Source organism: Microcoleus sp. LEGE 07076 (genome assembly GCF_015207455.1).
Classification (GTDB): Bacteria; Cyanobacteriota; Cyanobacteriia; order Cyanobacteriales; family Microcoleaceae; genus Microcoleus.
On sequence record NZ_JADEWV010000001.1, the window covers coordinates 17,339 to 41,720 of the forward strand.

36 protein-coding genes and 2 pseudogenes are annotated in these 24,382 nt (G+C 43.1%); 14 read left to right on the plus strand and 24 right to left on the minus strand.

Annotated features, from left to right (window positions below; translation table 11 throughout):
• Nucleotides 1-147: 147 nt before the first annotated feature.
• The 3 genes and pseudogenes from IQ270_RS00045 to IQ270_RS00055 form a co-directional block, all read right to left on the minus strand.
• Complete coding sequence (locus tag IQ270_RS00045; RefSeq protein WP_193970741.1) at nucleotides 148-351, minus strand: type II toxin-antitoxin system prevent-host-death family antitoxin; 204 nt, start codon at nucleotides 349-351, stop codon at nucleotides 148-150.
• Between the two features lie 19 nt (nucleotides 352-370).
• Nucleotides 371-595: pseudogene (locus tag IQ270_RS00050) on the minus strand (type II toxin-antitoxin system RelE/ParE family toxin); the annotation flags it as partial.
• Nucleotides 596-665: 70 nt separating this feature from the next.
• Nucleotides 666-1,331 carry a restriction endonuclease subunit R gene (locus IQ270_RS00055; protein WP_193970743.1) on the minus strand — a complete coding sequence of 222 codons (666 nt, stop codon included), beginning with the start codon at nucleotides 1,329-1,331 and terminating at the stop codon, nucleotides 666-668.
• Nucleotides 1,332-1,567: 236 nt separating this feature from the next.
• On the opposite strand from IQ270_RS00055, the gene IQ270_RS00060 reads away from it, so the two are divergent.
• The 3 genes from IQ270_RS00060 (at nucleotide 1,568) to acs (ending at nucleotide 4,349) form a co-directional block, all read left to right on the plus strand.
• Nucleotides 1,568-1,918 carry a DUF433 domain-containing protein gene (locus IQ270_RS00060; RefSeq protein WP_193970746.1) on the plus strand — a complete coding sequence of 117 codons (351 nt, stop codon included), beginning with the start codon at nucleotides 1,568-1,570 and terminating at the stop codon, nucleotides 1,916-1,918.
• On the plus strand, nucleotides 1,896-2,258 hold the full coding sequence (locus IQ270_RS00065; RefSeq protein WP_193970748.1) for a DUF5615 family PIN-like protein: 363 nt from the start codon (nucleotides 1,896-1,898) through the stop codon (nucleotides 2,256-2,258). The genes IQ270_RS00060 and IQ270_RS00065 overlap by 23 nt, the downstream gene beginning before the upstream one ends.
• A gap of 120 nt (nucleotides 2,259-2,378) precedes the next feature.
• Nucleotides 2,379-4,349 carry an acetate--CoA ligase gene (gene acs, locus IQ270_RS00070; RefSeq protein ID WP_193970750.1) on the plus strand — a complete coding sequence of 657 codons (1,971 nt, stop codon included), beginning with the start codon at nucleotides 2,379-2,381 and terminating at the stop codon, nucleotides 4,347-4,349.
• A gap of 95 nt (nucleotides 4,350-4,444) precedes the next feature.
• Here acs and IQ270_RS31695 read toward each other — a convergent pair whose 3' ends face one another.
• Nucleotides 4,445-4,576, minus strand: coding sequence for a hypothetical protein (locus IQ270_RS31695; protein ID WP_255532331.1), 132 nt, complete (start codon nucleotides 4,574-4,576; stop codon nucleotides 4,445-4,447).
• A 125-nt stretch (nucleotides 4,577-4,701) separates the two neighbouring features.
• Between IQ270_RS31695 and IQ270_RS30525 the strand changes: the two genes are divergently transcribed.
• The 4 genes from IQ270_RS30525 to IQ270_RS00090 all read left to right on the plus strand — a co-directional run bounded on the left by IQ270_RS30525 (nucleotide 4,702) and on the right by IQ270_RS00090 (nucleotide 6,422).
• Complete coding sequence (locus IQ270_RS30525) at nucleotides 4,702-5,115, plus strand: hypothetical protein (RefSeq protein ID WP_228055963.1); 414 nt, start codon at nucleotides 4,702-4,704, stop codon at nucleotides 5,113-5,115.
• Nucleotides 5,112-5,513 carry a retropepsin-like aspartic protease gene (locus IQ270_RS00080; RefSeq protein ID WP_193970752.1) on the plus strand — a complete coding sequence of 134 codons (402 nt, stop codon included), beginning with the start codon at nucleotides 5,112-5,114 and terminating at the stop codon, nucleotides 5,511-5,513. Before IQ270_RS30525 ends, IQ270_RS00080 begins: the two co-directional genes overlap by 4 nt.
• Nucleotides 5,514-5,617: 104 nt before the next feature.
• On the plus strand, nucleotides 5,618-6,196 hold the full coding sequence (locus tag IQ270_RS00085; protein ID WP_193970754.1) for a Uma2 family endonuclease: 579 nt from the start codon (nucleotides 5,618-5,620) through the stop codon (nucleotides 6,194-6,196).
• A 25-nt stretch (nucleotides 6,197-6,221) separates the two neighbouring features.
• Nucleotides 6,222-6,422 carry a hypothetical protein gene (locus IQ270_RS00090; RefSeq protein WP_193970756.1) on the plus strand — a complete coding sequence of 67 codons (201 nt, stop codon included), beginning with the start codon at nucleotides 6,222-6,224 and terminating at the stop codon, nucleotides 6,420-6,422.
• 223 nt (nucleotides 6,423-6,645) lie between these two features.
• On the opposite strand, the gene IQ270_RS00095 is transcribed toward IQ270_RS00090, so the two are convergent.
• Complete coding sequence (locus tag IQ270_RS00095; protein ID WP_193970758.1) at nucleotides 6,646-7,416, minus strand: hypothetical protein; 771 nt, start codon at nucleotides 7,414-7,416, stop codon at nucleotides 6,646-6,648.
• Nucleotides 7,417-7,659: 243 nt separating this feature from the next.
• Between IQ270_RS00095 and IQ270_RS00100 the strand changes: the two genes are divergently transcribed.
• The 4 genes from IQ270_RS00100 (at nucleotide 7,660) to IQ270_RS00110 (ending at nucleotide 10,893) form a co-directional block, all read left to right on the plus strand.
• Nucleotides 7,660-8,550 (plus strand): thermonuclease family protein, encoded by an 891-nt coding sequence (locus tag IQ270_RS00100; protein ID WP_193970760.1) that lies wholly within the window; start codon nucleotides 7,660-7,662, stop codon nucleotides 8,548-8,550.
• Between the two features lie 31 nt (nucleotides 8,551-8,581).
• On the plus strand, nucleotides 8,582-8,716 hold the full coding sequence (locus IQ270_RS31700; protein WP_255532332.1) for a hypothetical protein: 135 nt from the start codon (nucleotides 8,582-8,584) through the stop codon (nucleotides 8,714-8,716).
• A gap of 257 nt (nucleotides 8,717-8,973) precedes the next feature.
• Nucleotides 8,974-9,741 (plus strand): class II glutamine amidotransferase, encoded by a 768-nt coding sequence (locus IQ270_RS00105; RefSeq protein ID WP_193970762.1) that lies wholly within the window; start codon nucleotides 8,974-8,976, stop codon nucleotides 9,739-9,741.
• A 207-nt stretch (nucleotides 9,742-9,948) separates the two neighbouring features.
• Nucleotides 9,949-10,893: a glutathione S-transferase family protein gene (locus tag IQ270_RS00110; protein WP_193970896.1), complete on the plus strand. Its 945-nt coding sequence runs from the start codon at nucleotides 9,949-9,951 to the stop codon at nucleotides 10,891-10,893.
• A 25-nt stretch (nucleotides 10,894-10,918) separates the two neighbouring features.
• On the opposite strand, the gene IQ270_RS00115 is transcribed toward IQ270_RS00110, so the two are convergent.
• From IQ270_RS00115 to IQ270_RS00170, 13 genes are all read right to left on the minus strand, one after another.
• Nucleotides 10,919-11,164, minus strand: coding sequence for a DUF4926 domain-containing protein (locus tag IQ270_RS00115; protein WP_193970764.1), 246 nt, complete (start codon nucleotides 11,162-11,164; stop codon nucleotides 10,919-10,921).
• Nucleotides 11,165-11,194: 30 nt separating this feature from the next.
• A complete protein-coding gene (locus IQ270_RS00120; RefSeq protein ID WP_193970766.1) occupies nucleotides 11,195-11,515 on the minus strand; it encodes a XisI protein in 321 nt (106 codons plus the stop codon).
• The gene (locus tag IQ270_RS00125) at nucleotides 11,516-11,815 is read right to left on the minus strand and encodes a type II toxin-antitoxin system RelE/ParE family toxin (protein ID WP_193970768.1); all 300 of its coding nucleotides are present in this window, start codon (nucleotides 11,813-11,815) and stop codon (nucleotides 11,516-11,518) included.
• Complete coding sequence (locus IQ270_RS00130) at nucleotides 11,812-12,066, minus strand: hypothetical protein (protein WP_193970770.1); 255 nt, start codon at nucleotides 12,064-12,066, stop codon at nucleotides 11,812-11,814. Before IQ270_RS00130 ends, IQ270_RS00125 begins: the two co-directional genes overlap by 4 nt.
• Nucleotides 12,067-12,158: 92 nt before the next feature.
• Nucleotides 12,159-12,329, minus strand: coding sequence for an element excision factor XisI family protein (locus IQ270_RS31705; protein WP_255532333.1), 171 nt, complete (start codon nucleotides 12,327-12,329; stop codon nucleotides 12,159-12,161).
• Nucleotides 12,330-12,354: 25 nt separating this feature from the next.
• On the minus strand, nucleotides 12,355-12,504 hold the full coding sequence (locus IQ270_RS31710) for an element excision factor XisI family protein (RefSeq protein WP_255532334.1): 150 nt from the start codon (nucleotides 12,502-12,504) through the stop codon (nucleotides 12,355-12,357).
• Between the two features lie 41 nt (nucleotides 12,505-12,545).
• Nucleotides 12,546-12,734: a hypothetical protein gene (locus IQ270_RS00140; RefSeq protein ID WP_228055964.1), complete on the minus strand. Its 189-nt coding sequence runs from the start codon at nucleotides 12,732-12,734 to the stop codon at nucleotides 12,546-12,548.
• The gene (locus IQ270_RS00145; protein WP_193970772.1) at nucleotides 12,731-13,051 is read right to left on the minus strand and encodes an RNA-binding protein; all 321 of its coding nucleotides are present in this window, start codon (nucleotides 13,049-13,051) and stop codon (nucleotides 12,731-12,733) included. The genes IQ270_RS00140 and IQ270_RS00145 overlap by 4 nt, the downstream gene beginning before the upstream one ends.
• 6 nt (nucleotides 13,052-13,057) lie before the next feature.
• The gene (locus tag IQ270_RS00150) at nucleotides 13,058-13,303 is read right to left on the minus strand and encodes a hypothetical protein (protein ID WP_193970774.1); all 246 of its coding nucleotides are present in this window, start codon (nucleotides 13,301-13,303) and stop codon (nucleotides 13,058-13,060) included.
• Nucleotides 13,304-13,377: 74 nt separating this feature from the next.
• Nucleotides 13,378-13,743, minus strand: coding sequence for a hypothetical protein (locus tag IQ270_RS00155; RefSeq protein WP_193970776.1), 366 nt, complete (start codon nucleotides 13,741-13,743; stop codon nucleotides 13,378-13,380).
• Nucleotides 13,743-13,946, minus strand: a complete 204-nt coding sequence (locus IQ270_RS00160) for a hypothetical protein (protein WP_193970778.1) — start codon at nucleotides 13,944-13,946, stop codon at nucleotides 13,743-13,745. Before IQ270_RS00160 ends, IQ270_RS00155 begins: the two co-directional genes overlap by 1 nt.
• Before the next feature lie 21 nt (nucleotides 13,947-13,967).
• A complete protein-coding gene (locus IQ270_RS00165) occupies nucleotides 13,968-14,195 on the minus strand; it encodes a hypothetical protein (protein WP_193970780.1) in 228 nt (75 codons plus the stop codon).
• A gap of 204 nt (nucleotides 14,196-14,399) precedes the next feature.
• Complete coding sequence (locus IQ270_RS00170) at nucleotides 14,400-14,888, minus strand: GUN4 domain-containing protein (protein WP_193970782.1); 489 nt, start codon at nucleotides 14,886-14,888, stop codon at nucleotides 14,400-14,402.
• Nucleotides 14,889-14,936: 48 nt separating this feature from the next.
• Here IQ270_RS00170 and IQ270_RS00175 point away from each other — a divergent pair, with 48 nt between their 5' ends.
• On the plus strand, nucleotides 14,937-15,077 hold the full coding sequence (locus tag IQ270_RS00175) for a hypothetical protein (protein WP_193970785.1): 141 nt from the start codon (nucleotides 14,937-14,939) through the stop codon (nucleotides 15,075-15,077).
• A 15-nt stretch (nucleotides 15,078-15,092) separates the two neighbouring features.
• Here IQ270_RS00175 and IQ270_RS00180 read toward each other — a convergent pair whose 3' ends face one another.
• The 3 genes from IQ270_RS00180 to gltB all read right to left on the minus strand — a co-directional run bounded on the left by IQ270_RS00180 (nucleotide 15,093) and on the right by gltB (nucleotide 21,279).
• The gene (locus tag IQ270_RS00180) at nucleotides 15,093-16,190 is read right to left on the minus strand and encodes a glycine zipper family protein (RefSeq protein WP_193970787.1); all 1,098 of its coding nucleotides are present in this window, start codon (nucleotides 16,188-16,190) and stop codon (nucleotides 15,093-15,095) included.
• Nucleotides 16,191-16,288: 98 nt separating this feature from the next.
• Nucleotides 16,289-16,471: a GTPase gene (locus IQ270_RS00185; RefSeq protein ID WP_193970789.1), complete on the minus strand. Its 183-nt coding sequence runs from the start codon at nucleotides 16,469-16,471 to the stop codon at nucleotides 16,289-16,291.
• A gap of 221 nt (nucleotides 16,472-16,692) precedes the next feature.
• The gene (gene gltB, locus IQ270_RS00190) at nucleotides 16,693-21,279 is read right to left on the minus strand and encodes a glutamate synthase large subunit (protein WP_193970791.1); all 4,587 of its coding nucleotides are present in this window, start codon (nucleotides 21,277-21,279) and stop codon (nucleotides 16,693-16,695) included.
• A gap of 328 nt (nucleotides 21,280-21,607) precedes the next feature.
• Between gltB and IQ270_RS00195 the strand changes: the two genes are divergently transcribed.
• On the plus strand, nucleotides 21,608-21,904 hold the full coding sequence (locus IQ270_RS00195; protein WP_193970793.1) for a hypothetical protein: 297 nt from the start codon (nucleotides 21,608-21,610) through the stop codon (nucleotides 21,902-21,904).
• A 184-nt stretch (nucleotides 21,905-22,088) separates the two neighbouring features.
• Here the strand turns inward: IQ270_RS00195 and IQ270_RS00200 are convergent, their stop codons facing one another.
• The 3 genes from IQ270_RS00200 to IQ270_RS00210 all read right to left on the minus strand — a co-directional run bounded on the left by IQ270_RS00200 (nucleotide 22,089) and on the right by IQ270_RS00210 (nucleotide 24,118).
• On the minus strand, nucleotides 22,089-22,430 hold the full coding sequence (locus tag IQ270_RS00200; RefSeq protein ID WP_193970795.1) for a DUF433 domain-containing protein: 342 nt from the start codon (nucleotides 22,428-22,430) through the stop codon (nucleotides 22,089-22,091).
• Between the two features lie 134 nt (nucleotides 22,431-22,564).
• Nucleotides 22,565-23,479, minus strand: coding sequence for a hypothetical protein (locus tag IQ270_RS00205; protein ID WP_193970797.1), 915 nt, complete (start codon nucleotides 23,477-23,479; stop codon nucleotides 22,565-22,567).
• Nucleotides 23,480-24,118 carry a hypothetical protein gene (locus IQ270_RS00210; protein WP_193970799.1) on the minus strand — a complete coding sequence of 213 codons (639 nt, stop codon included), beginning with the start codon at nucleotides 24,116-24,118 and terminating at the stop codon, nucleotides 23,480-23,482. It abuts the gene before it with no gap.
• A 45-nt stretch (nucleotides 24,119-24,163) separates the two neighbouring features.
• Between IQ270_RS00210 and IQ270_RS00215 the strand changes: the two are divergent.
• A pseudogene (locus IQ270_RS00215) lies at nucleotides 24,164-24,376 on the plus strand (DUF433 domain-containing protein); the annotation flags it as partial.
• Between the last annotated feature and the right edge of the window lie 6 nt (nucleotides 24,377-24,382).

A 24,382-nucleotide genomic window follows, 5' to 3' on the forward strand; every position in this document is an offset into this window, starting at 1 on the left:
AGAACCCGATCCGTGGTGGTAGGCATTCTTGGAACTACCCCTACAAATTTTGCGAATCATCTAGGGGCGCTACAGCCACTAAAATCCGCCAGTAAATTTCTCTGCAAGTCCCACAATTTGGCTGTGCTGTCAGAATCGATCGCGAATTTATGTCTCTAATTCTAACAGTCTCTTAACCTCTGCTAGCGGCATATAAGGCTGATTTGCCTCTTCTGCCTTCGCTGCTCTCAAATCCATCAAATCTTCTAGATCAGCAATTAATTCTTGCAGTGCTTCAAATTCTTCATAAGGTATCACCGCAAATTCCTTTTTGCCATTTTTGGTAATAAACTCAGGATGTAACTCAATCATAGGTATTTCCTTCTATCGTTTAAGAATAAGCATTTTTTCTGTGTTTGACGCGGTAGATTACCAAAATATCTCCCTCAATTTCAAACAAAACTCGGTAATCTCCTACCCGCAACCGATATTCGGGCGTATAATTAGTTAAGCGTTTCACATCTCCTGCTAGGTTATTTTGGATTAACTCAATTTTGGTCAAAACTCGGTTTTGTACCTCTGCTGGCAAAGATTCTAAATTTTTGACTGCTTTCGGCTTAAACTCAACTTAGTAATTCGTCAAAACGTCACCTATTCACAAGATAACTGATCGGCCACCAATTGTATCATTTTACGCCAATTGTAACTGCACGTTCTGCAACTGGCCAAATCGCTTTCAAGACTTGCGCTAATAAGAGCGATCGCTCTTTATCAATCAAATTCAATTCCGGTAAAATCTGATAAGTACAAGGATTCCCCCGCGTCACCCGCACAAACCGATAACTTTCCCCATTCGTAGTCAATCCCCAAACAGACGATTGCTGCTGCAAACTTTTATAAGTATAAGTCAGGAGTGGCGGCAAACCGACCAAAGGGGCGATCGTACTATTTTTCGCCTCCACCACCAAAATCCAGAAATGCGCCGCCCCTATCTCCGCATCCGGCTGGTTTACCGCTAAAATATCCAACCGCCCTTTAATTAAAGTATCCCCATCCTCCACCTCAATGGGTATGCTATCCTCCATTGTCAATACAACAGGAACCTTAAAAAATCCCGTCAATCTCATCAACGGCGAAAGTGATAAAAACTTAACGAGTTCTTCTGAAACTTTTCCGGCGGATAGGTATCGTCGAAAGTCATTTCTAAGTTTCAATAGTTCCTGCTGTTCGGATTGTGTCAGCGGTTCCAGAGAGAAAAAATCACTGAAGCCCTCTCCTTCTAACTCTTCGAGTTTGAAAAGGCGGCGAACGTCATTTAGCGAAAGTTGGCTTGCTTCTAAATTTTGATTCATGGCTTTAGTGTGGCTTATCCATTCAACTATATTATAAAACAATTCTCATAAAATAGGACTTATGCGCGAGTGTTTAGAAACCGGGTTTTCACGAAAAGACGCATTGGAGGCAGCAGATTCGGCGAAAAACCCGGTTTCTGGCTCCCATGCGTAAGTTTTGTTTATTAACATCCTAAAACTCAAACCATCTTCTATTCATGTGATACAATGATACCAGATATCACCCCGAACCAGCTATGCAACTTGAAGACTATTTCAACTTCCTAAGACCTGACGATATTCGGCTCAAAGGTTCCCGCATTGGCATCGAAACCATTCTTTATGAATACCTGTTTCGCGCTCGAACTGCTGAAGAAATTGCTAACATTTATACATCTCTCACCCTCGAACAAGTTTATGCGACAATTTTGTATTACCTGCACAACAAAGAAGCAGTCGGTAAGTACATAACCGAGTGGCTGGAATGGGGCGATCAAATGCGAGAAGAACAACGTCGCAATCCTCCTCCAGTGACAGAAAAACTCCGCAAATTTAAAGCAGAAAGAGATGCAAGGAGCAAAGCTGATGCCAATCCAGTATCTCTTTGATGAAAATGTCGATCCTGCGTATGTCAACCAAATTCGCAGGCGCAATCCCGATATAGTTGTTCTAGCAGTGGGAGAACTAACAGCACCTTTTAAAGGGACTCTCGACCCCGAAATTCTTATTTGGTGTGAAATCCACAATTTCATTCTTGTTACCAACAACCGCCGCTCTATGCCAGTTCATTTAACAGAGCATTTAGAGCAAAATAGCCATATCCCAGGAATATTTATCCTGAATGCCAAGTTAAGTATCGGTCAAAATATTGAGGTACTGCTTCTGATTTATGAAGCGTCATTTGATAATGAGTACCAAGATAGAATTTACAATTTCCCAGTGCTATAATTTATCGCGCCGTTCCAAGATTGACAAAATCCCCCCAGTCTTAAGGAAAATAAACATTCTTTTGCCCCAACTTATGCAAACAATAGTTACAAAGACTAACCGAAATTAAAATTAACAACCATGTCACAAGATACGATCGAATCAATCCTCCAAGAAAAACGCCTCTTTGGGCCGCCCGCTGAATTCTCCGAAAAAGCTCACATCAAAAGCCGAGAAGAGTACCAAGCCCTCTACGACAAAGCCAAAGCAGACCCCCAAGCATTCTGGGCCGAACTCGCTACACAGGAATTGGACTGGTTCCAAAAGTGGGATGCCGTGCTCGACTGGCAGCCACCTTTTGCGAAATGGTTTGTCAATGGCAAAATTAACATTTCTTACAATTGTCTGGACAGACATTTGACAACTTGGCGAAAAAATAAAGCCGCCTTAATTTGGGAAGGCGAACCCGGAGATTCCCGCACCCTCACCTACGCGCAACTCCACCGCGAAGTTTGCCAAATGGCTAACGTCATCAAGGATTTGGGAGTCCAAAAGGGCGATCGCGTCGGTATCTATATGCCGATGATTCCCGAAGCTGCGATCGCCATGTTAGCCTGTGCCAGAATCGGTGCAGTACACAGCGTTGTGTTTGGCGGATTTAGTGCAGAAGCATTGCGCGATCGCCTCAACGACGGCGAAGCAAAACTCGTCATCACCGCTGATGGTGGCTTCCGCAAAGATACCGCCGTCGGTCTCAAAACACAAGTAGACAAAGCATTAGCAAATAACGCCGTACCCAGCGTTACCAACGTCCTCGTAGTTCAGCGCACCAAACAGCAGATTCACATGGAATCTGGGCGCGATGTTTGGTGGCATGAATTGCAAAAAGGTGCATCGGCAAATTGTCCCGCCGAACCGATGGATAGCGAAGATATGCTGTTCATTCTTTACACTTCTGGAAGTACCGGCAAACCGAAAGGTGTCGTCCATACAACGGGTGGTTATAACCTTTATACCCACATGACAACCAAGTGGATATTCGACCTTCAAGATACCGATGTTTACTGGTGTACTGCTGATGTTGGCTGGATTACCGGACACAGTTACATTGTCTACGGGCCGCTGTCCAACGGTGCGACAACATTAATGTATGAAGGTGCTCCCCGCCCTTCAAATCCCGGCTGTTTTTGGGATGTCATTGAAAAATATGGTGTCACTGTTTTCTACACTGCACCCACTGCAATTCGCACGTTTATGAAGATGGGAGAAGAGTTGCCAAATGCGCGAAATTTGTCATCTTTGCGGTTGTTGGGAACTGTCGGCGAACCGATTAATCCCGAAGCTTGGATGTGGTATCAGCAGGTAATTGGTAACTCGAATTGTCCGATCGTCGATACTTGGTGGCAAACCGAAACAGGCGGCATTATGATTACCGCTTTGCCCGGTGCAATTCCGACAAAACCAGGTTCTGCAACCCTTCCTTTTCCCGGAATTGTTGCTGATATTGTTGACCAAGAAGGTGAACCGGTAACTAATGAAAGCGGGGGTTATTTAGTTGTAAAACATCCTTGGCCGGGAATGATGCGAACTCTTTACAACGATCCAGACCGCTTCCGTCGCACTTATTGGGAATATTTGCACCCAAAAGATGGGGAATTTGTCTACTTTGCAGGGGACGGCGCGCACAAGGATAAAGATGGTTATTTCTGGGTAATGGGCCGCGTTGATGATGTAATTAATGTGGCTGGACATCGACTCGGTACGATGGAAGTTGAATCGGCTTTGGTGTCTCATCCAGCGGTGGCGGAAGCTGCGGTTGTGGGGAAACCGGATGAGATTAAGGGTGAGGAAATTGTGGCATTTGTAACGCTGGACAACTCGCAGGAACCTAGCGACGCATTGGCTAAGGAATTGAAGCAGCACGTTGTTAAGGAGATTGGGGCGATCGCCCGTCCGGGAGAAATTCGATTTACTGATGCTTTACCGAAGACTCGCAGCGGCAAAATTATGCGGCGTTTGTTGCGTTCTTTGGCGGCTGGAGAGGAGGTGACGGGGGATACTTCTACTTTGGAAGATCGGACTGTTTTGGATAAGTTGCGGGCTGATTCTTAGGGGTCTTTTTGCAACCGCAGATATAGGCAGATTAACGCAGATGAACGCAGATAAAATTACATCAGCGTTGATCTGCGGTTTAATTGTTAATTCCGTTATTTACCTCGCCACAGATGAACCGCATCGCTGTTGATTTGCGACCTTAATTGCAGCCAATCTTCTAGCAAGTAGTCATCCTCGACTGCTTCAGAATGCTGTTCGTCTTTGAGAATTGCTAAACGGTACACTTGAGGTGAGGGCGATTGTTTAACCGCAGATCAACGCAGGCTAACGTGGATAATAGTCTGGTTTATATGCGGTTTTGTTAGAATATTATACATAGAAATTACCTCAACATCCCTTGAGACACGCCATGCTCCCAGAAACCGTACAGTTGCAAATTCCTTTTCAAATCCTAGTAGATGCGATCGCCTCCCTCAAACTCGAAGAAAAACGCCGACTTTGGCAACTCTTAAATGAAGAAATTACTCAAGCAGAAACCAACCAACCCTCTCAAGTCCCGATCCAAAATAACAACGGATCGGATTACCAACCCACAGGGGAAATCTTGACTGCCGCAGAAATACGCGATCGCTATCCCCGCGAGTGGGTTCTAATTGCTGACACTGAATCCGACGATTTATGGAATGTGATTAGCGGTGAAGTCTTAGCTCATTCACCGGAGCGAGAGGAAATAGACCAAGCTTTGACAAAGTTTAAAGATGTCCGGTCAATTTCTATAGAATACACTGGCCCTATTCCTGATGACTATTCAGTGATCTCGTGACTTCACAAAGACTTTATCGGTGCTCGCGTTACGGAAATTTACTCGTCTTAAAAGCTGCTGCCTCTAGCACAAGTAATACTGTCAGACAATTCAGATTATTAGTTGATACAGGCTCAACTTATACCGTCTTGCGGGTAAATATATTAGAAGCTCTTGGTTGCGATATCCAAAATCCTCTACGCAGAATTAGGAGATCAGCAGGTGGCGGTATTGTCGAAGCACCAGTAGTAGCTGTGCCTTGGTTTAATTGTTTGGGCGAGCGTTTAGAAAACTTTCCTATAGTTGCCTACACGTTACCTGCGACTACTTTTGTAGACGGTTTGTTAGGGATGGATTTTCTGACTCCTATGCAAGCTGTTATCTATGCTAAAGAGGGAGATATTCGCATTCGTTTATGACTTATCCAGAACTTTTATCGTGTTGGAAGAACGGACGGTTATTGGTTGAACGTTAAAAATATAAGCTACAATCAACATAACTTCTGGAATGGGATCTGAGCGCGATGCCTCCACTACTTAGCAAAACCACAGATCAGCAAATTGTTCATCATGGAATGTGGGAACGGTTTAAATTTATCCAAAAAGGCTTTGAAGGCTCCCCTAGAGTGCGACTATTTTACTATGATGGGACGATCGAGATTCTGATGCCTGGAGAAGACCACGAAACTTTTGCTCATATTATCGGTTACTTAGTGACTACTTTTCTCGTCGAACAGGGAATTTTCTTCAAGCCTACAGGGGCAATGACGCAGGAAAGATCGGGAGTTGTCTCTGTGCAAGCAGACGAATCATACTGCATTGAGAGTGTAAAACCGATGCCGGATTTGTCGATCGAAGTTGTCTTTACCAGTGGAGGAATCAGTAAGTTAGAGCGCTATAAAGCTTTGGGTGTTTCAGAGGTTTGGTTTTGGGAAGATGGATTACTGAAGATATATCATCTCCATGACGGTAGCTATGAAAAGAGCGATCGCAGTCAGCTACCCGGACTTAGCAATCTCGATCTAGATTTGCTGAAACGCTGCATTTTGATGGCGGAAACTGATACTGGGGAAGCTATTAGAGCGTTCCGTCGAGAGATGTAGCCGATCGCAAGCAATATTTGATATCATGTCCGATCGATTACCCGCGATGTACAATGTTCTCCGCATCGGAATGCACGTCCTTGACAGAAGAAGGACTGAAGTCCTCACTACAAACCATTTTTATGATGGTTATATGACCGGACATGATGTGAGCGTGGGTGATGCGATCGCCTGCATACTACAGTTAGACGATCGCTCTTGTGCTATCCAAGATTCACGGTTATAGCAAAAACAGCTTATTTACCTCGCCACAGATGAACGGCATCGCTGTTAATTTCCGAATTAAACTACTTTTTTGTTGCACGTTCAACTTTGGGGAAGTCGTCTTGGCATGGTGCTGTAACATTCTGCCAAGGCGCGTTTATCTGCGGCTTAATTTTCGGTATAATGGAATTGAATTTTCAAGCTTTTTTCCCTGAATTGATAAATTCTGCAATAAAATTCAAGCGTTAATACCCTATAAAAAACAGACCATAGCCGTCGGCGAACTGAATAGCATATTGTCTTTCTCCATAGAGGTGGTTATTAATGTCAAAAGATATTTTTAGCGGGCGATCGCAGACAATTGCAATCTCTTCAAAAGCGAAAATCCAGCCACATTCCTGAATCAATGATCTAATGACTTGCCATTTTGTGCGATCGTACAAATTCAAAACATCAACACAATAATCAATCGATCCAGACCATAACTCTACTTTTCCACTTATATAATTCCCCGCACAATTTATTGGAATTATATTTGAGTTTTTACGATATTTATCTAAGTAAAAGTTGAGGTCATATTCAGGTATTGTTTTGAGTTTCTTCTTCATTTTCAATCTATATAAAAGTTGTATTTTTGATAAAAGTTTATAGTGCCATTCCATTAATGACCAGATATCCCTATCATTTTTTCTGTTTAATTTGTCCATTTCTCCACGTACTCTAAACATTGCTTGGAAGTATGGATCGAAGTATATATCTGTCAATGCTTGTAAGCGATGACCAAACTGAATTGATAGTTGAATTTCGATAATTCGCGACAAAGCAGTAAAAGGGCTAGTACAAAAAATAATTATAGGTTTTTTTCTCCCCACCATGCTGTAAGCAAGTTTGATAGCTTCTGTAGCTTTCTGATAGTCAATAGATTTTGTAGAAAGAACGATCCGTTCCCACTTTTTCATATAAATTGGAATGAGAGCTTTTTGTTCTGGATCTAGTTCGGAAATTATGTCAGTCATAAACTGAGCGATAGTTTAGTTAATTATTGAATAAATTTATCATAACTAAAATAATAGTTGTATGGCACTAATATTCTCTACTATTTAAAGCAAAAAGATTTGATAGACGTATTTTACTATCGATCGTGCAACAATTTGCAAAAATTAATATAAAAATACATATATCAGTGTCAACAGACAGCTAACTCATGTAGAATATAGCCAATAGGTGCATTAAATGTCAAGTGTAACAGGGTTGAAAATATGGCAACCAGAATTCAGAACCTGCAAGTAACTAAAGTAGTTGATGGCGACAGCATCAAAATTTCTCTCCACGGCAAAACCGAGTCTCTGCGCCTGATTTGCGTCGATACTGAAGAAAGTCATTCGGGAGGAACCAAACCTGTAACTGTGGCGGGGAAAGCAGCTTCGGAAATGGCTAAACAATATTTTGCGACAGCAGATGGTGGACTTGCTAAAGTTGACATTGAATTTGATACAGATGACCCCATAGAAATTGCTGTAGAAAAACACCGCGATAACTACGGTCGCCTGCTGTGTTACGTACATAAAGATGGAGAAAATTACAATCTTAAACTGATTGTAGAAGGCTGGAGTCCCTACTTTTTGAAATACGGGCGTTCCCGATTGTATCACCGACAAATGACTGAGGCAGAATCGGTGGCAAAAGCTTATAACCTGATGATTTGGAATCCGATTACCAATGCCAAAATTCCCTGTCGCAACTATGCTAATTTACTGCCTTGGTGGTCGATGCGCGGCTCTATTGTTGAAGATTTTCGCTTGGCGGAAGCAACAGCAGGAGCGCTTTCTGTGAGGTTGGATTACCCGAAAATATTAGCGGCTGCTGAAACGGCTAAACCTATTACTATTTTTTGCGATTTGCAGGCGGGAATTAATAAATGGATAGGCAGCCATGCTGTGATTTATGCGGGTTCATCGTATCATAAATTAGATTTGTGGATACCTAATGCTGAAACTGATGAAATGGCTCCCTTGAAGCGACTAATCGAGAAGCGTTATGCGGGTAGGGGACGGGGATATGTGTATGTCAGCGGCAAGGTAGAACAATACAAAGGAAAGCCTCAAATAGTTTTAAACAACCTCAAACAATTTTCTGATTTCCCCCCATAAAATTTAATATTACAGGAAGTTAATAAAAAAATTGCCTGACAAATGGAACGATGAAGACTTTTTTCCGGGGAAGGCGATCGAATTTTGGGCGATTCCTTACCCAGCCCTTCACCGAACCGGAAGGGTTCGATTCACGCATTTTTTAAGTTCAGTAGCATTGCGGTAAAAATTCCAATTTATTCTTTTTTTTAGGATGCTAAATCAATTTATACTATAATACTATCATAGCCAATCTGTAGCTACCAGTAGCTGCGGCATTTTATCGTTTTCGCTGGCATCGAAATCATAAAGTCGAGTCAACATTTAACACTCAACTATTCATTTTTTCGATCCGCGAGTCAACAGTAAACAGTAAACAGTAAACAATTCCGGAGGAGTGCAACCGGACTTGATATCAATCCAAACTTCAGAAATGTAAAACCTATGTGCCAATTACTAGGAATGAACTGCAATGTTCCAACAGATATTTGCTTCTCTTTTGAGGGTTTTTCTGCAAGAGGTGGCAGAACGGATGTTCACCAAGACGGTTGGGGAATTGCTTTTTTTGAAGGTTTGGGATGTCGCGTTTTTATAGATTCCAAACCTGCTATTGCTTCTCCGGTTGCTGAATTAGTTCGCCGCTATCCCATTCATTCAACTAATGTGATTGCTCATATTCGCAAAGCTACTCAAGGCGAAATTGCTCTGGAAAACTGCCATCCTTTTATTCGGGAACTTTGGGGACGCTATTGGGTGTTTGCTCACAACGGAAATTTGGAGAATTTTCATCCTGAAAGCACTGGATTTTATCAAGCGGTTGGCAAAACGGATAGTGAAAAAGCATTTTGTTTGATATTAGAAAAATTGCGATCGAGCTTTCCTCTAAACAAGCCTGCTTTGACGGAAATTTACGCGGTACTGAATGAAATTACTAAAAGTTTGGCAGCCCACGGAATTTTTAATTATTTACTTTCGGATGGAGAACACTTATTTGCACATTGTTCTACTAATCTGCATTATATTGTGCGACAAGCACCTTTTGCTAGCGCTCATTCGATCGATGAAGATGTGACTGTCGATTTCCGGGAACTGACACAGGAGGGCGATCGGGTGGCGGTTATTGCTACTTTGCCACTTACAGATAACGAAATTTGGACGCAAATTCAACCAGGACAATTGCTGGTATTTCAGGATGGTTTGCCAATCTTCTAAGGAAGAATGAGTTAAAATAAGCAGATTATGTTTAGCAAACCACTTTAACAGCAAATAATTAACAATTGATAATTGTCCGCAGTATTAAATTCCAACTACCAACTACTAACTACCAACTGTGAACTGTCTACTGTTTAAATCGCCGTGAAAAACAAATCGCTTCCTCCATCACTAACAGTCAAGCTGGGCAAATTTGTCTGGACATCAATGTGGCAGTTGATGATGTCAAAACTAGCACCGCCCGATCGCACCGGAGCATACATTCGCCCCAGCAGCAGTTTCCGCAATTTTGTCGGCACAGAAGCAGACAACCCTTACGGGCCCGCCACGGGACGATATCGCCTGTTTGTGGGTAAAGGGTGTCCTTGGGCGCACCGCACTTTGGTGACGAGGGCGCTTAAAGGACTGGAAGATGCGATATCGGTTTCGGTTGTCTATCCTTCGGAAGGGGGAATGTGGGTGCTGGAGTCGGAGACTTTTGGCTGCAATACGATGCCGCAAATTTACCAGTTGGCATCACCGGGCTATCAGGGGCGATGTACGGTACCGGTACTGTGGGATGACTCAAAAAAGACGATCGTCAATAACGAAAGTTCGGAAATTATTGTGATGCTAAACTCGGAGTTTAACGAGTTTGCTAGCAATCCTGAAATGGATCTTTATCCTGTGGATTTGCGATCGCAAATTGACGAGTGGAATGACAAGATTTACCAATCGGTGAATAACGGTGTGTATCGCTGCGGTTTCGCCCAATCTCAGGCTGCTTATGACTCGGCTTGTAGTGAATTGTTTGCTGTTTTGGACGAGATCGATCGATCGCTGTTGATGAGTCGTTACCTTTGTGGCGATCGGGTGACATTAGCAGACGTGCGGCTGTTTACTACTCTATTTCGTTTTGATGCAGTTTACTACAGCTTGTTCAAATGCAATGTGCGCCGCATTGAGGATTACGAGCATTTGGGGGCTTATTTGCGCGATTTGTATCAATTACCAAGAGTTGCAGATACTTGCGATTTGGAGGCTGTAAAACGCGATTATTATGGCAATTTGTTTCCGTTGAATCCCGGCTGCATTATCCCCGCTGGGCCCGATGCGGGGAGTTTGCTCAAATCGCACGATCGCGCAGGGCTCAGAAACCCGATTTCTTCGTAAAATCTCCTTGAGTTTTGTAAATATTTTAGGGGTCATCGCCTTCGGATAATATCGTGGCTGTAGGTATGCCTGCACTTGTGGGCGATCGCAAATAACTTCCAGGTAGCGTCGCAACAGCTACAGTGTTTCCCAACAAATCGAAAAACTCAACGCTATAACCTGTTTCTAGTCCTTTAACGTGATGCTGTTCTACAACCGTACCGATATCGGCGGCATAAAGTCCTTCTTCTGGAAAGTTGCATAGCAAAATGACATCAGAATAAAGTTTCATAAAATACTACGAAGCTACTGCAAAATCTGTCTATTGTCGCATCCCAGGTTCGTGAAATGCCAACACAATATCTTCCTTGGGAACCCCAGCGCGCACCAAATCCGTTGCAATTCCATCTTCTGTCCAGTCTTCCTCAATCCAGAATTTGCGATCGCGAATCCGAACATATACAGTCATCCCGGTAATACGTTCGCCCTTTTGCCAACCCAGATTCATCCACATATAATGACCGTTTTGTTCATCGGTAATTAAGAATGTTTCGATGTCTGGTTGAGGACGGCGATTAGACAATTCTACATACTCGGTTAAAATCCGTTTGATTAGCTTGGGATACTCAGTTAGTTTGTCCATTCACTCAGAGAATAAATGTTCTAAATCTCGGTAGCCGCTAACAACCCGCAGAACTTCAATTCCTGCTTCTATCGGACTGTAGAAAATGAGGTAATCGTCGATCGGAAAACTCCGTACATTTTCCATTAACTCATCCCGATTGCGTCCCATACTCGGAAACTTTGAGAGAGTTTGACACTTATTGTTAATTCTTTCCAGAAAGCTTTCTGCTGCATCAAAACCGCTGCGATCGGCAATATAGTCCATAATGCTTTCTATATCCCGACTTGCCGGAACTGTAAATCTACAAATCTGATTCATTGATCTGCTTGCGTTCGACGTTGTTGTAGCTTTAAGCGCAAATTCCGAAACATATCTTCAGCATCGATTACTTCACCCCTCCCGGCCGCATCCATTCCCAGACGAATTTCTTGCTGGAGTTCTTTGAAGCGTCCTTTATAGATATCTTCCCATTTATCGGACTGCAAGAATTTGATGAAAGCTAAGACTTCTTGTTGCTGATCTGGCGATAAGACCTTCACATTTTCCAAAATGGCTTGTTCGACAGTCATAATTATCCTTTTTTTTGATTGCTATTCTACAATCTAGTAACAACATTATATCGCACGGGTAGCTTGATAGCAATTCAAAGTTTCATAAACTGCTAGGAAGCTACTGCAAAATCTGTGTATTGCCGCATTCCAGGCTCGTGAAATGCCAAGACAATATCTTCCTTGGGAACTCCTGCACGCACCAAATCCGTTGCAATCCCATCTTCTGTCCAGTCTTCCTCAATCCAGAATTTGCGATCGCGAATCCGAATATATACAGTCATACCAGTAATACGTTTTCCCCTTTTTTCAGCCCAGATTCATCCACATATAATGACCGTTTTGTTCATCGGTAATTAAGAATGTTTCGATGTCTGCTTGAGGACGGCGATTAGACAATTCTACATACTCGGTTAAAATCCGTTTGATTAGCTTGGGATACTCAGTTAATTTATCCATTGTACTATTTCCTCTCAGCTACAAGTTTCTGTCCCGGCAGTTCAGCAGCAATGGGTTGTTCCGCTGTCATCAATGCCATCCCACAGTTGAGACAAAGGGAGAGTTTGTCCGGTAATTGCCTCATGGAAGCCTTGCTGAATCCCTTCAAGGACTGTTTCAGTGGGGTCATCATCGCGATCGATGTCAGTATGTTCCGGTACTATAACAATAATCCTAACGTGGCTGCTCATAATTGATTTGCCACAGGAATTTTTAACTTGACAAGGGCTTTTTGTAAAACACTGGGTTTAACGCTCAACCAAACTTGTTGGCGATCGTCTTTAGTGTAGCCAATGACAACAGCACCAACAGGCGAATCAATATCGGGATACATTTCTGGTGTCATCGATCCCGTATCAAGAAAGTCGGAAATTTGAATAAGTCCTTTTACTTCTGCATCGCCAAGATTGACAAATACTCCAAAAGGTGCATGAAATTCAATCTTGCCGTATATGAGTTTTCCAAGTGGATACTTGGATTCGATCGAGTTCCAAACTTCTTGATTCATAGTCAACTATTGCTGTTTTAGGATTCTCGGAAACTGATTCAAAATGGGAAAAAGATTCTGCGGGATTGCTAGTTCAATACTTGGGCCGCCCTGATATAATTTTTCCAGTGGCTTAAATGTTATCTCGTAGGTTTGCTTGTCTATTATTACCTCCAATATTCCTTGCTGGTAATGATTGTTATATTCTTCAGCCAGACTTCTCGAATCGGGGGCTGCGAAGTAGCATTTGCCATTTTCGTATATCACCGGCATAAAGTTCTTCTTCAGGAAGGTTGCACAACAAAATGACATCTGAATAAAGTTCGATCGTTCATCATAGATCGCGTTCAATAGCGTTGTAGATATTTGTACTGCTCGTTTTCTATTTGCTTCCGCAACTGTTGCAGCAGGAACAATCTGTGGGTAACGTCTTGATATTCCTCCTTGGATAGAGAGCTACTTAATTGCTCCAACATGGCATCACTCTCCTCCACAATTGCATTGCGAAAGAAGTCGCTAAGCTGACGGCGATTGATTCCTTCTAATGCGATGACAGGAACTTCTACGGGTTCTCCATCAACTTTCATCTCCTTTACTTCGGATTTGCCAATTCTAGCAAATTCGGAACGAGCTAGCCATTCGTAAAAATCGTTTGAAACCTCAATAGCTTCGGCTTCTTCTTTATCCTGCGAGTAAAATGCAATATCTAACATTAGTCCTCCTCAGCTTCACAGCTCATAAATTCGGTATCTGGAATATTTTCGGCATAGGCGATGTCATTTTCATTAAACATTTTTTTGGCTCTGTCTGTAATTTCTCCAGTAGTCAAAACGGCAGATACATTGCCTTTATTTACTATTTTTCTCGCTAAAGTCAGACCGATCTTTTTACGAGTTTTGACTTCAATGTATGGCATCCCTATATTTTTGTCTGGTATTTACAATTGATTGTAGTTGGCATTGATTTCGCGAACTATTTCCTTGACTTGTGCTTCATCTTCTGCTCTATAGTAAAGAATATCTCCATGCGGGTTACGTCCTCTGGTTCTTTCGCAGGGAATTCCTGCTGCTTGCAATTTATCCATAACCCATCCAATCAAATTTTTGTGAGCTTCCAAATGATAAATTAGTTCATCTTCATCAGTTTCCCATTCTTTGTCTACCATTCAATAATCCTCTTTCTCTGTCACCTAGCAAGGGGCTTTAAGCCCCTTGCTACTTGAGTACAATTATAACGCAGAACCCTCCCAATTTGCCAAAACCTTCGATGCGATCGCACTTACAGTCAAATATCTGCATCAAAAGTAATCGTCATTTTCCCAGTTTTACTTATTGTACTCGGCGTGAGTTAACAGTAGTATATGAGTCTTCTATATATGACAAGCAGATAGTTTTGAATCAAGCCATTTTAATCCCAATCCCCAGCTATTTCCACCAGGAACCATGACTGTTTTATATCCCAACCAATATACAAAAGTATGGGGGAGATGACCGAGGGGAGCGCGGAGTTCATAGGTCATTCTAATATTACTAATAGAATCCCATTTAACGTATTCGCAGAATTTGTTATAATCTTTGCCTGTTTGTTGCCAAATAGACCTTTGTACTGAAAATCCGAAACGCCCATTTGAGTATTGCACCCAAAGGTGGTTAATAGTTTGGAGGTCGGTACAAGGAAAGTTTCTCCAATCTGAATACTCTAAATAACCTAATTTTTCACAGCACGCTACCCAAAGTATAATTTTCTTGGTTTCGCGATCGGCTTCTTTAAACTTTCCCTCTGCTAAAAAATTGCGTAATATAGTGTAATCGGCACCATTGTCTGAGAGTAGAGAATCTACAGATTGACAATCACTCATAATTAGCATCCAAGATATTTTTAATCTGAGTTAGTTAGACTTGAACCTGTGAATTTTACTCGTTCCCAGGCTCTGCCTGGTAACGCAGATCCGGAGGCTCTGCCTCCAATTTTCCTGCTTGCCAGCGAGGCAGAGCCTCTGGACATCGGTTCCCAGGCAGAGCCTGTGAACCAGTTAAAGCTGCTGTAGTCATAGCTTGCTCAATTACTCAATTTCGTTTTCAAGCTGGTCAAGAATTTTCTCACAATGTTTTATGATAGTGTTTTTATCAGCCCTAGCTAAGTTTATTTGAGGACATAAATTTTGTATTTGAGAAACTTGCTTTTCAATTTGCTCAGCCTCATTAGCTGTAAGATTTTTACCTCGTCCATAACCATTATTTGACGAGCCCCATATAAGAGCAACTCCTTTAACTAAAAGAATTTTCATTTGCTCTACTTGAATGTTGATATTCACAGTATCCTCAGCCTCATAAAAAATAGCAAAGCTACCTATAACTGCCCCCACAGATGCTCCTATCTGCGCCCCTGTCATTGCTCCAGCTACAATACCTGTACCGCCAGTCAATACACCCACAACTCCTGCTCCAACAATAGCCATCAAAAAAGAACCAAAACCTGCTCCAACTGCTGCCATTGCAGAACCAAGGCTTACCCGATTCATCAACTTATTATCTGTCTTGAAATCTAAACATAACTGATCTTTAGGAGTAGTGGGATTGTCTGCTGCTACCTTGTATAGATAAGTGATATTATGAAGGAATGTAGCAAAAGATTTGTCGATCTTGTCTGCGATTTTTTGCCTTGCTATTTCCAGTTTATACTCATTATTCCAATCTGCCTTTGGAATAGTCAAAATTTGGTTTTCTTGATAGGGTTCAATAATAAAAACCGATAACAAATTACAAGCTTCTTTCCTGATTTCTAACTCTCTCTCCTTAAATCGTTTTAAGCCCTCCGTAAAACGCAATTTTTGCTCGGAATCAAGTATATTGAGAATACTGTCATAAATCCCCTTTACTTTGACAGGACTATCCCAATGGGCATCAAAAACAATCACATCAATTGAGTGGTCTTGAAAGAGATTTTTCCATTGAGTTAGTCTGTCGTTAACAGATTTTTTATCGCTTGCTGTTAGTTCCTTTTTGTATTGATTAATAACCGCTACAACTTTTGAACATTTTTTTAGAATAAGTGAAATCTCCTCCTTATAATTATCATCAGGTACAATCGTTAGACTGGCTACATATAAAACTACATCGGTGGATTCTATGGAAGCTATTGCGTCTAAATCGTAGACCATTTTTTCTTGCCAACTCTGTGACGTCTTGAAGTCGGGATTTTCCTTCAATAAGTCAAGGTGCATCATTAAATTAGAGGCATACTGAAATCCTGGAGTATCTATAAATGTTGCTTGGAGACCTTCAAAAAAGTAAGATTGACCTTTTTTGTAACATTAGCTGAATCTCCAACTTCTCCAATAGAAGTTTTCATCAAAGTTCTAATCAGAGTAGTTTTTCCGGTGTTTGTATGGCCAACAACAGCAATACTGATATTTTGTGAGAGTGGTAACTTTTGTGACATGGTAATTTGTAGTTGATAGTGAACGGTGAAAATTTAAGACTGAAACCCACAATAAATGTCGCTTTTATGCAAAGTCTAGATCCCCCTAAATCCCCCTTAAGAAGGGGGACTTTGAGAGAATGCTCTTGTCCCCCCCTTATTAAGGGGGGTTAGGGGGGATCTAGACTTCGCTACAAACAAGAGAGACCCTTGTTACATGAGTAGAATTCTAACGCAGAACCCTAACTACCCCCAATTCGAGCGACATCGCGAGCATTTTCTTCAAACGCCGCCGTCAGCGCATCATCACCGCTCAAACCCGATGCGATCGCCCTTTCAATGGCCTGCAATACCCGCTTATAATCCCGCGGCATCACTTTCACAAACACCGGCAGCATCGACTCCCAATTTGCCAAAACCTTCGATGCTTTCGCACTTCCAGTCAAATCGAAATGAGTCTGAATTAACTCCCGCAAATCGCTAATCTCCTCAGCATCCTCCAGTTTTTCCAAATCCACCATCGACATATTGCAGCGAGTTGCAAAATCCCCCGCTTCATCCAAAATGTAAGCAACGCCGCCACTCATTCCCGCTGCAAAATTGCGCCCGGTCGCGCCCAAAACTACAACTTTGCCGCCAGTCATGTACTCGCAACCGTGATCGCCCACACCTTCGACTACTGCGTTGACGCCGGAATTCCGCACCGCAAAACGTTCGCCCGCCATCCCTCGGATGAAAACGTCGCCAGCGGTGGCTCCGTAAAGCACTACGTTGCCGACAATTACGTTTTCTTCTGCGACAAAGGTAGAAGCTGCCGACGGGTACAGCACGATTTTGCCACCGCTGAGGCCTTTGCCCAGATAGTCGTTGGCTTCGCCTTCGAGCTCTAGGGTGACTCCCTTGGGTACGAATGCGCCAAAGCTTTGCCCCGCGCTGCCTTGGAAGTGCAGGTGCACGGTGTCGTCGGGCAAACCTTCCCAGTGGCGTTTGGTGATTTCGTTGCCGAGAATTGTGCCGACAACGCGGTTGATGTTGGTAATTGGCAGAGTTGCTTTGACTGGTTCGCGGTTTTCGATCGCACTTTTGCACAAATCCAGCAGTACACTGAGATCGATCGACTTGGACAAACCGTGATCCTGCGCCATCTGACAATAGCGCCCGACATCCGCCCCAACTTCCGGCTGATACAGGATGTTCGAGAAGTCCAAACCCTTAGCCTTCCAGTGTTCCACCGCTTGTTGCGCTTCCAAAACATCGGTGCGCCCCACCATTTCATTCAGCGTGCGGAAGCCCAATTGCGCCATGATTTCGCGGACTTCTTGGGCGACGAAAGTCATAAAGTTTACCGTGTGTTGCGGATCTCCCGTAAAGTTTTTCCGCAACAGGGGATCTTGTGTCGCAACGCCCACAGGACAAGTATTTTGATGGCAAACCCGCATCATAATGCAGCCCAAAGTTACCAGCGGTGCAGTCGCAAAACCGAATTCCTCAGCACCAAGCAATGCAGCAATTGCTACATCGCGGCCGGTTTTCAGTTGTCCGTCGGTTTCCACCGCAATCCGGCTGCGGAGATTGTTGAGTACCAGGGTTTGGTGAGTTTCCGCCAATCCCAACTCCCAAGGTAAACCGGCGTGTTTGATCGAAGTCTGCGGCGACGCGCCGGTACCGCCGTCGTAGCCGGAGATCAGTACGACATCGGCGTGGGCTTTCGCAACCCCAGCCGCGATCGTCCCAACTCCCACTTCCGACACGAGTTTGACGCTAATCCGCGCTTCCCGGTTGGCATTTTTCAAGTCGTGGATCAATTCGGCCAAATCTTCGATCGAATAAATGTCGTGGTGAGGCGGAGGCGAAATCAAACCCACACCCGGAGTCGAGTTGCGTACCTTGGCAATCCACGGGTATACTTTTTTACCAGGCAATTGTCCGCCTTCTCCGGGTTTTGCCCCTTGCGCCATCTTGATTTGGAGTTCCCGCGCTTGGGATAAATACAAGCTGGTAACGCCGAAACGCCCGGAAGCAACTTGTTTGATCGCACTGTTTTTTGAGTCACCGCGATCGTTTGTCCAAGTATAGCGATCGGGATCTTCGCCACCTTCACCAGTGTTCGATTTACCACCGATGCGGTTCATCGCCACGGCTAAAGATTCGTGGGCTTCTTGGGAAATTGAACCGTAACTCATCGCCCCGGTTTTGAAGCGTTTGACAATAGCTTCAACTGGTTCGACTTCTTCAATCGGAATCGATTCTCGCTGCTTGAATTGCAACAAACCGCGAAGGGTGAAATGCTGTTGATTTTGTTCGTTAACCAGCCCGGAATACTTTTGAAAAAGCGGGTAACTTCCTTCGCGCACGGCTTGTTGCAGGGCGTGAATTGTTTGCGGACTGAACAAGTGGGCTTCGCCTTCCTTGCGCCATTGATATTCGCCGCCGACATCGAGGGTGTGTCCGCTGGATGGGCGATCGGGGAAGGCGTGGGTATGGCGTAAAATCGCTTCTTGGGCGATGACTTCGAGGCCAACTCCGGCAATTCGCGATGCTGTCCAAGTGAAGTATTTATCGACTACGGATTTGTTTAAGCCGATCGCCTCAAAAATCTGCGCGCCGCGGTAACTTTGAATTGTGGAAATCCCAATTTTCGACGCAACTTTGGTCACACCTTTGGTTGCGGCTTTCACGTAATTTTTGCAAGCTGTTTTGGTATCAACGTTTACCAGCAAACCTTCGCGAATCGAATCTGCGATCGTCTCAAAAGCCAAATACGGATTGATCGCACCGCAACCGTAGCCGATTAAAGTTGCAAAATGGTGAACTTCGCGCGGTTCGCCGGATTCGAGCACCAGTCCCGCCCGCGTCCGCGTACCTTGGCGGATCAAGTGGTGGTGCAAGCCTGCAACTGCTAGCAGCGCCGGAATCGGGGCATTTTCGGCATTGATTCCCCGATCGCACAAAATGATGATATTCACCCCAGAGGCGATCGCACTGTCTGCGGCTGCGAAAACATCTTCTAACGCCTGTTCCAAACCTTTTACACCAGTTTTGGGATCGAACAAAATCGGTATAGTAATAGACTTGAAATTACCCTGATTTACCTGTTTTAGTTTCGCCAGTTCTTCGTTGCTGAGAATTGGTGTTTTCAACTCAATTAAATGACAGTTTTCTGGTTCAGGCTTGAGCAAATTGCGTTCAGATCCGATCGTCGTTTCCGCAGAAGTGACAATCTCTTCGCGGATCGAATCTATCGGCGGATTCGTAACTTGAGCAAAAAGTTGCTGGAAATATTCGTAAAGCAACTTTTGCCTGTTCGATAAAACAGCAAGCGGCGTATCCGCACCCATCGCACCGACAGCTTCCACCCCATTGTTTGCCATCGGCGCTAACAGCATCCGCAGTTCTTCAAAGGTGTAGCCAAAAGCCATTTGCCGCTGCAATAAAGTTTCGGGTTGAGATTCTGCCACTACTTCCGCATCTGGTAGTTTGGCAATTTCTACCATGTGTTTATCAATCCACTCGCGGTACGGATGTTCCGAAGCGATTTGATGTTTAATTTCCTCGTCAGAAATGATGCGGCCTTCTGCTGTATTAACTAAGAACATCCGGCCCGGTTGCAAGCGACCTTTTGAGAGAATTTGTTCTGGGGCGATCGGCAAAACTCCCGCTTCCGATGCCATAATTACTAAGTCATCTTTGGTGATGCAGTAACGGGAAGGACGCAAACCGTTGCGATCGAGTACAGCGCCGATCGATGTTCCGTCGGTAAATGCGATCGAAGCCGGCCCATCCCAAGGTTCCATCAAGCAAGAATGGTATTCGTAGAAAGCCTTTTTCTCGTCACTCATCGACTCGTGGGCTGTCCAAGGTTCGGGAATCATCATCATCACGGCGTGGGGTAAAGAACGCCCGGCCAAATACAGCAATTCCAAAGCATTGTCAAAAATTGTCGAGTCGCTACCTTGGATGTTGATTAAATTCGGGATTTTCTTTAAATCGTCTCCGAAAAGTTCCGACTCGAACATCGATTGCCGCGCGTGCATCCAGTTGATGTTGCCGCGCATCGTGTTGATTTCGCCGTTGTGGGCGATGTAGCGGTAAGGGTGCGATCGTTCCCAACTCGGAAAAGTATTGGTGCTGAAGCGCGAGTGAACCAGGGCTAAGGCGCTTTCCATGTCGGGGTCGTGCAGTTCGGGATAGTAATCTCCCACTTGCACCGGCATCAACATTCCTTTGTAGACGATCGTCCGGCAGGAGAGTGTGGAATTATACCAGTAGGGGTCTACTTCCGTCCTGCGGATGGCGTTGTGGGCGCGTTTGCGGATCACGTAAAGTTTCCGCTCGAAAGCCGCCTCGTCCATAGCTGCGGGGCGGCTGACGAACACTTGCTGCATGAAGGGTTCGCTGGCTTTGGCGGTATCGCCCAGGGATGAATTATCCGTGGGGACATCGCGCCAACCTAGCAGGGGACAGCCTTCTTCGGCTGCGATTTCGGCAAAAATGCGTTTGCCGTTTTCCCGTTCCGTCTGATTTCGCGATGAGTAAATTGCACCAACGCCGTACTCGCCGACTTCTGGAAGTTCGATGTTTTCGGCTGCGGCTGCTTTCTTGAGAAACTTGTGGGGCACTTGCATCAAAATGCCCGCGCCATCTCCGGTATTGGGCTCGCAGCCACACGCACCTCGGTGGTCGAGATTCAGTAGAATTGTCAGTGCCTGTTCGACTATTTCGTGAGATTTGTTACCCTTGACGTGTACAATGAATCCGACTCCGCAAGCGTCGTGCTCGAACTGGGGATCGTACAGGCCTTGTTTTTGTGGCAATCCGTTGCTATTCATTTGGATAAGTCTCTCAAAGTGATCAAAAAATTGCGCTCTAGAGCAGAGCGCGGGATGGCGATCGATCTAGTATCATTTATTATATGTGGATCTACTACATTGGGTAGGTGCGCGAAAAAATTAAAGCTAGTGCGATCGATCGTGCAAAAATAGTTACAATCGATGAGTTAAGTGTTAGGAATTCTGGGCTAAATATTTATGCTGAAAAAATATCTAATTATTAGCGCGTCTAGATTGGAATGATTTAACCGCAGAGAACGCAGAGAACGCAGAGTCAGAGAAGAGAGAGAAATAATTAGGATTTAAACTGACATCTTGCATCATTTTTATGAACGGGAAAACAATACTCCTAGATCCGGTTTTACCGACAGAAGCAGAAACAATTGCTATCAAGTTGTTGGATAAAATGTTAAGCATCAAGATAGAAAATGGTGATTCTGAGACATTAAAAGTAAAACTTGTGGAAGTGGGCGGGGAAGAAATCGCACTTCCTGAATCTCTCTATCAATTGTTGTGTCAAGCTGCACATTTGATGGCGGCTGATAAAGCAGTATCTTTAGTGCCGATTGAGCAAGATATGACTGTTGAAGAAACGATGACGGGGAAATTACCTATGGAAAAGTAGGAAACCAGCGGCGGATTAGTTTGGCAAGTGCGATCGCATACAAACAGCAGCGTAGTGTTAAGCGCCGTGAAATTCTCAAGGAATTAGCTGAGTTTAGCCAAGAAGAGGAATTGCATGAGAGCAGAGTATACAGCTCTTATAACTGATATATCGATATTTTCGTCTAACAGATATTTAACACTCATTAATAAACTCGATCCAGTTGTTGAGATTTCTGATTTTGCTCTTTAAGCTGACGCATTTTCAAGACAAAAGGTGATGGATTGCGATCGTATTCAGCTTCAGCTTTGAGGCAATATTCTAACCAATCTCCTACATATTTACCTACAGTTTTTGGATTTTCCAGATAGTACAAAATCGTAGCATAAACTTGAGCCATCGTCACTGTCCGAAATTTTTGAGCTATGGCTTCTGGAGTTTGGCCGCGGTGGATGTATTCGTAGAGAATGTGTTCGATACCGACGCGGGTTCCTTTGATGCGGATATCTTCTGGTGTTGAAAATTTAAAGTAATCTTCTAATTGCATAATTGTTGATTATTTATATTTTTAATTGACATTATATCACATTTTTCGCTGTTCGGTGGAGATGGGCGATGGTGTCCCGCCCCGCAAGCTAAGGGTTTGGTTCAAATAGCCAGTGAAGATGGGTGTATATAAATCTACCTTAAGGTAAGCTCCCTAGCTCTAAGTTTAGTTGCTATGATTCTGTTTTGGTCTAAGATTTGCACCTGTTCTTTTTTGTACATAGGGAGATTGTCTATGTTACTAAGTTCTCCCAATTCCCAATGACCATCCTTAATTTTTAACCCAGCAGTCCTCTTGATTATTCCGGTTTTTTCTAAGGTTTGAATCTCACTACAAACAGCTTGCGGTTTATCAGAGATTTTAAGTCCTCTCAATATTTGTTGATAATTTAAACTCCCCCATACTTGAAACAAATTTAAAACTAATTTTTGGGTATCAATATAAAATACATCACGATCTAAAGGTTTCAAGTCTTCAAAATAAGTCACGTTACCTGTATGTGTTAGACTTAACTTTAAATCAATTCTTTTGACTTCATGATAATTGGATGTTAATTCGCAAATCAGCTTCATGCAATACTTTTTTAATGCTTCGACAGACGAAAGTGATAACACAGCTTTAGTTTGCTTTTTATCTAGCTCATAAAATTCCCAACTCTTAACCCATTGATTTTGTATTAATTGATAAACAGTACAATAAAAACATAAGTTAACTACTGATGGTTCGTACACGCCATTCTTTTTTTTATCCTCATTACAAAAATTATAATAATAATTTTGGTGTAATCTCTCTAGATACTTAATTACACCGTGAATCTTTTCTTGTTTATAAAGAGTCCTTAAAAAACCAAGATCGTCAAAAAGTAAGTCACTAAATTCTAAAAAGTTAGATTTATATACAATAGAGTGTTTTAAAAATGGAACGCACCAATCAATAGGTTTTTCAATCCAAAGTGGTTCCTTAACTACATTTAATGTTGTCTCGTCACGAGTAGCTTGTATTTCTAAATTACCTAAATTTAAGAAATGAGTGTTTAAGGAAATTTTCATTTATGTAATCTCCGAGTCTTGTATGGTTCTTTCAAAATTTAAAATGTAGGGATATTTGCCAAAATAGTTATAATACCAACTAATATTATCATTTGTATGGGCACTTTTTCCGAACAACCAGTCAAAAGTAACACCTAAACTGCGGTAATCTTCAGACCGTGACTCTAACGTTTCTGGAGTAATTGCAGATAATTGACACTCAAAAACAAAAAGTTCTCCGCCAGGAAAATTAAAAGCTACATCGCAGATTCTATATTTGCCGTTTTCCAGTTTAAGTAACTTTTCAAACTCCAAAATTTCTTTGGATAAAAAACCTTTCGATAATTCTTCTACCTTTTCAGCTATCCATCGTTTGCCTTCTCGGTGTTCTTCTGATTCCCCTGGTGAGTATTTTTCGCCTTTTTTAAAATACTCATCAGAAAATTCAATATCTAGAGGAAATTCTCCCGTATAAGTTGAACGAAAGTGCGATCTTACATTTGTCGTATAGCCATACTGGGTTTTTCTGTCATACCCTGAAACATGAATACAAGGGGTATCTGTAAACTTGTCTAATATTAAACTTTTGTGTTCTTCCTTGTTGTAATCTTGAGCATCTAATATTTTTTTAGTTTCTTGTATTTTGGCTGTTAAACTCATAACTACTTGGAAGAGTTGACTACATATATGAGATTATATCACAAGTCAAAGACTCCTGGGCTATGTGGAGGCGATGCTTGTATCGGCAATACTCGCATACCAGTTTGGTCGCTGGTGTGAGATCGACGTTTAGGTATTTCCGATGCTATAATTCTAGAATCATTTCCCGATCGCACCGCCACTGACTTGATAAATGCTTGGGCTGATGCTGATGCTTACCCAGACGAAATTGAACAAACAATTAGAAAAAATGATTGAGATTGT

Coding starts and splice junctions, on each gene's coding strand:
- IQ270_RS31710 (WP_255532334.1), bottom strand. CDS start 12,504: ATGGATAAATTAACTGAGTATCCCAAGCTAATCAAACGGATTTTAACC.
- acs (WP_193970750.1), top strand. CDS start 2,379: ATGTCACAAGATACGATCGAATCAATCCTCCAAGAAAAACGCCTCTTT.
- IQ270_RS00110 (WP_193970896.1), top strand. CDS start 9,949: ATGTGGCAGTTGATGATGTCAAAACTAGCACCGCCCGATCGCACCGGA.
- IQ270_RS00195 (WP_193970793.1), top strand. CDS start 21,608: ATGAACGGGAAAACAATACTCCTAGATCCGGTTTTACCGACAGAAGCA.
- IQ270_RS00205 (WP_193970797.1), bottom strand. CDS start 23,479: ATGAAAATTTCCTTAAACACTCATTTCTTAAATTTAGGTAATTTAGAA.
- IQ270_RS00185 (WP_193970789.1), bottom strand. CDS start 16,471: ATGTCACAAAAGTTACCACTCTCACAAAATATCAGTATTGCTGTTGTT.
- IQ270_RS00045 (WP_193970741.1), bottom strand. CDS start 351: ATGATTGAGTTACATCCTGAGTTTATTACCAAAAATGGCAAAAAGGAA.
- IQ270_RS00115 (WP_193970764.1), bottom strand. CDS start 11,164: ATGAAACTTTATTCTGATGTCATTTTGCTATGCAACTTTCCAGAAGAA.
- IQ270_RS31705 (WP_255532333.1), bottom strand. CDS start 12,329: ATGACTGTATATATTCGGATTCGCGATCGCAAATTCTGGATTGAGGAA.
- IQ270_RS00155 (WP_193970776.1), bottom strand. CDS start 13,743: ATGTTAGATATTGCATTTTACTCGCAGGATAAAGAAGAAGCCGAAGCT.
- IQ270_RS00125 (WP_193970768.1), bottom strand. CDS start 11,815: ATGAATCAGATTTGTAGATTTACAGTTCCGGCAAGTCGGGATATAGAA.
- gltB (WP_193970791.1), bottom strand. CDS start 21,279: ATGAATAGCAACGGATTGCCACAAAAACAAGGCCTGTACGATCCCCAG.
- IQ270_RS00105 (WP_193970762.1), top strand. CDS start 8,974: ATGTGCCAATTACTAGGAATGAACTGCAATGTTCCAACAGATATTTGC.
- IQ270_RS00130 (WP_193970770.1), bottom strand. CDS start 12,066: ATGACTGTCGAACAAGCCATTTTGGAAAATGTGAAGGTCTTATCGCCA.
- IQ270_RS00145 (WP_193970772.1), bottom strand. CDS start 13,051: ATGAATCAAGAAGTTTGGAACTCGATCGAATCCAAGTATCCACTTGGA.
- IQ270_RS00165 (WP_193970780.1), bottom strand. CDS start 14,195: ATGGTAGACAAAGAATGGGAAACTGATGAAGATGAACTAATTTATCAT.
- IQ270_RS00210 (WP_193970799.1), bottom strand. CDS start 24,118: ATGAGTTTAACAGCCAAAATACAAGAAACTAAAAAAATATTAGATGCT.
- IQ270_RS00055 (WP_193970743.1), bottom strand. CDS start 1,331: ATGAATCAAAATTTAGAAGCAAGCCAACTTTCGCTAAATGACGTTCGC.
- IQ270_RS00180 (WP_193970787.1), bottom strand. CDS start 16,190: ATGGTCTACGATTTAGACGCAATAGCTTCCATAGAATCCACCGATGTA.
- IQ270_RS00140 (WP_228055964.1), bottom strand. CDS start 12,734: ATGAGCAGCCACGTTAGGATTATTGTTATAGTACCGGAACATACTGAC.
- IQ270_RS00100 (WP_193970760.1), top strand. CDS start 7,660: ATGGCAACCAGAATTCAGAACCTGCAAGTAACTAAAGTAGTTGATGGC.
- IQ270_RS00085 (WP_193970754.1), top strand. CDS start 5,618: ATGCCTCCACTACTTAGCAAAACCACAGATCAGCAAATTGTTCATCAT.
- IQ270_RS00170 (WP_193970782.1), bottom strand. CDS start 14,888: ATGAGTGATTGTCAATCTGTAGATTCTCTACTCTCAGACAATGGTGCC.
- IQ270_RS00150 (WP_193970774.1), bottom strand. CDS start 13,303: ATGCCGGTGATATACGAAAATGGCAAATGCTACTTCGCAGCCCCCGAT.
- IQ270_RS00120 (WP_193970766.1), bottom strand. CDS start 11,515: ATGGACAAACTAACTGAGTATCCCAAGCTAATCAAACGGATTTTAACC.
- IQ270_RS00065 (WP_193970748.1), top strand. CDS start 1,896: ATGCCAATCCAGTATCTCTTTGATGAAAATGTCGATCCTGCGTATGTC.
- IQ270_RS00090 (WP_193970756.1), top strand. CDS start 6,222: ATGTCCGATCGATTACCCGCGATGTACAATGTTCTCCGCATCGGAATG.
- IQ270_RS00160 (WP_193970778.1), bottom strand. CDS start 13,946: ATGCCATACATTGAAGTCAAAACTCGTAAAAAGATCGGTCTGACTTTA.
- IQ270_RS00060 (WP_193970746.1), top strand. CDS start 1,568: ATGCAACTTGAAGACTATTTCAACTTCCTAAGACCTGACGATATTCGG.
- IQ270_RS30525 (WP_228055963.1), top strand. CDS start 4,702: ATGCTCCCAGAAACCGTACAGTTGCAAATTCCTTTTCAAATCCTAGTA.
- IQ270_RS00200 (WP_193970795.1), bottom strand. CDS start 22,430: ATGCAATTAGAAGATTACTTTAAATTTTCAACACCAGAAGATATCCGC.
- IQ270_RS00095 (WP_193970758.1), bottom strand. CDS start 7,416: ATGACTGACATAATTTCCGAACTAGATCCAGAACAAAAAGCTCTCATT.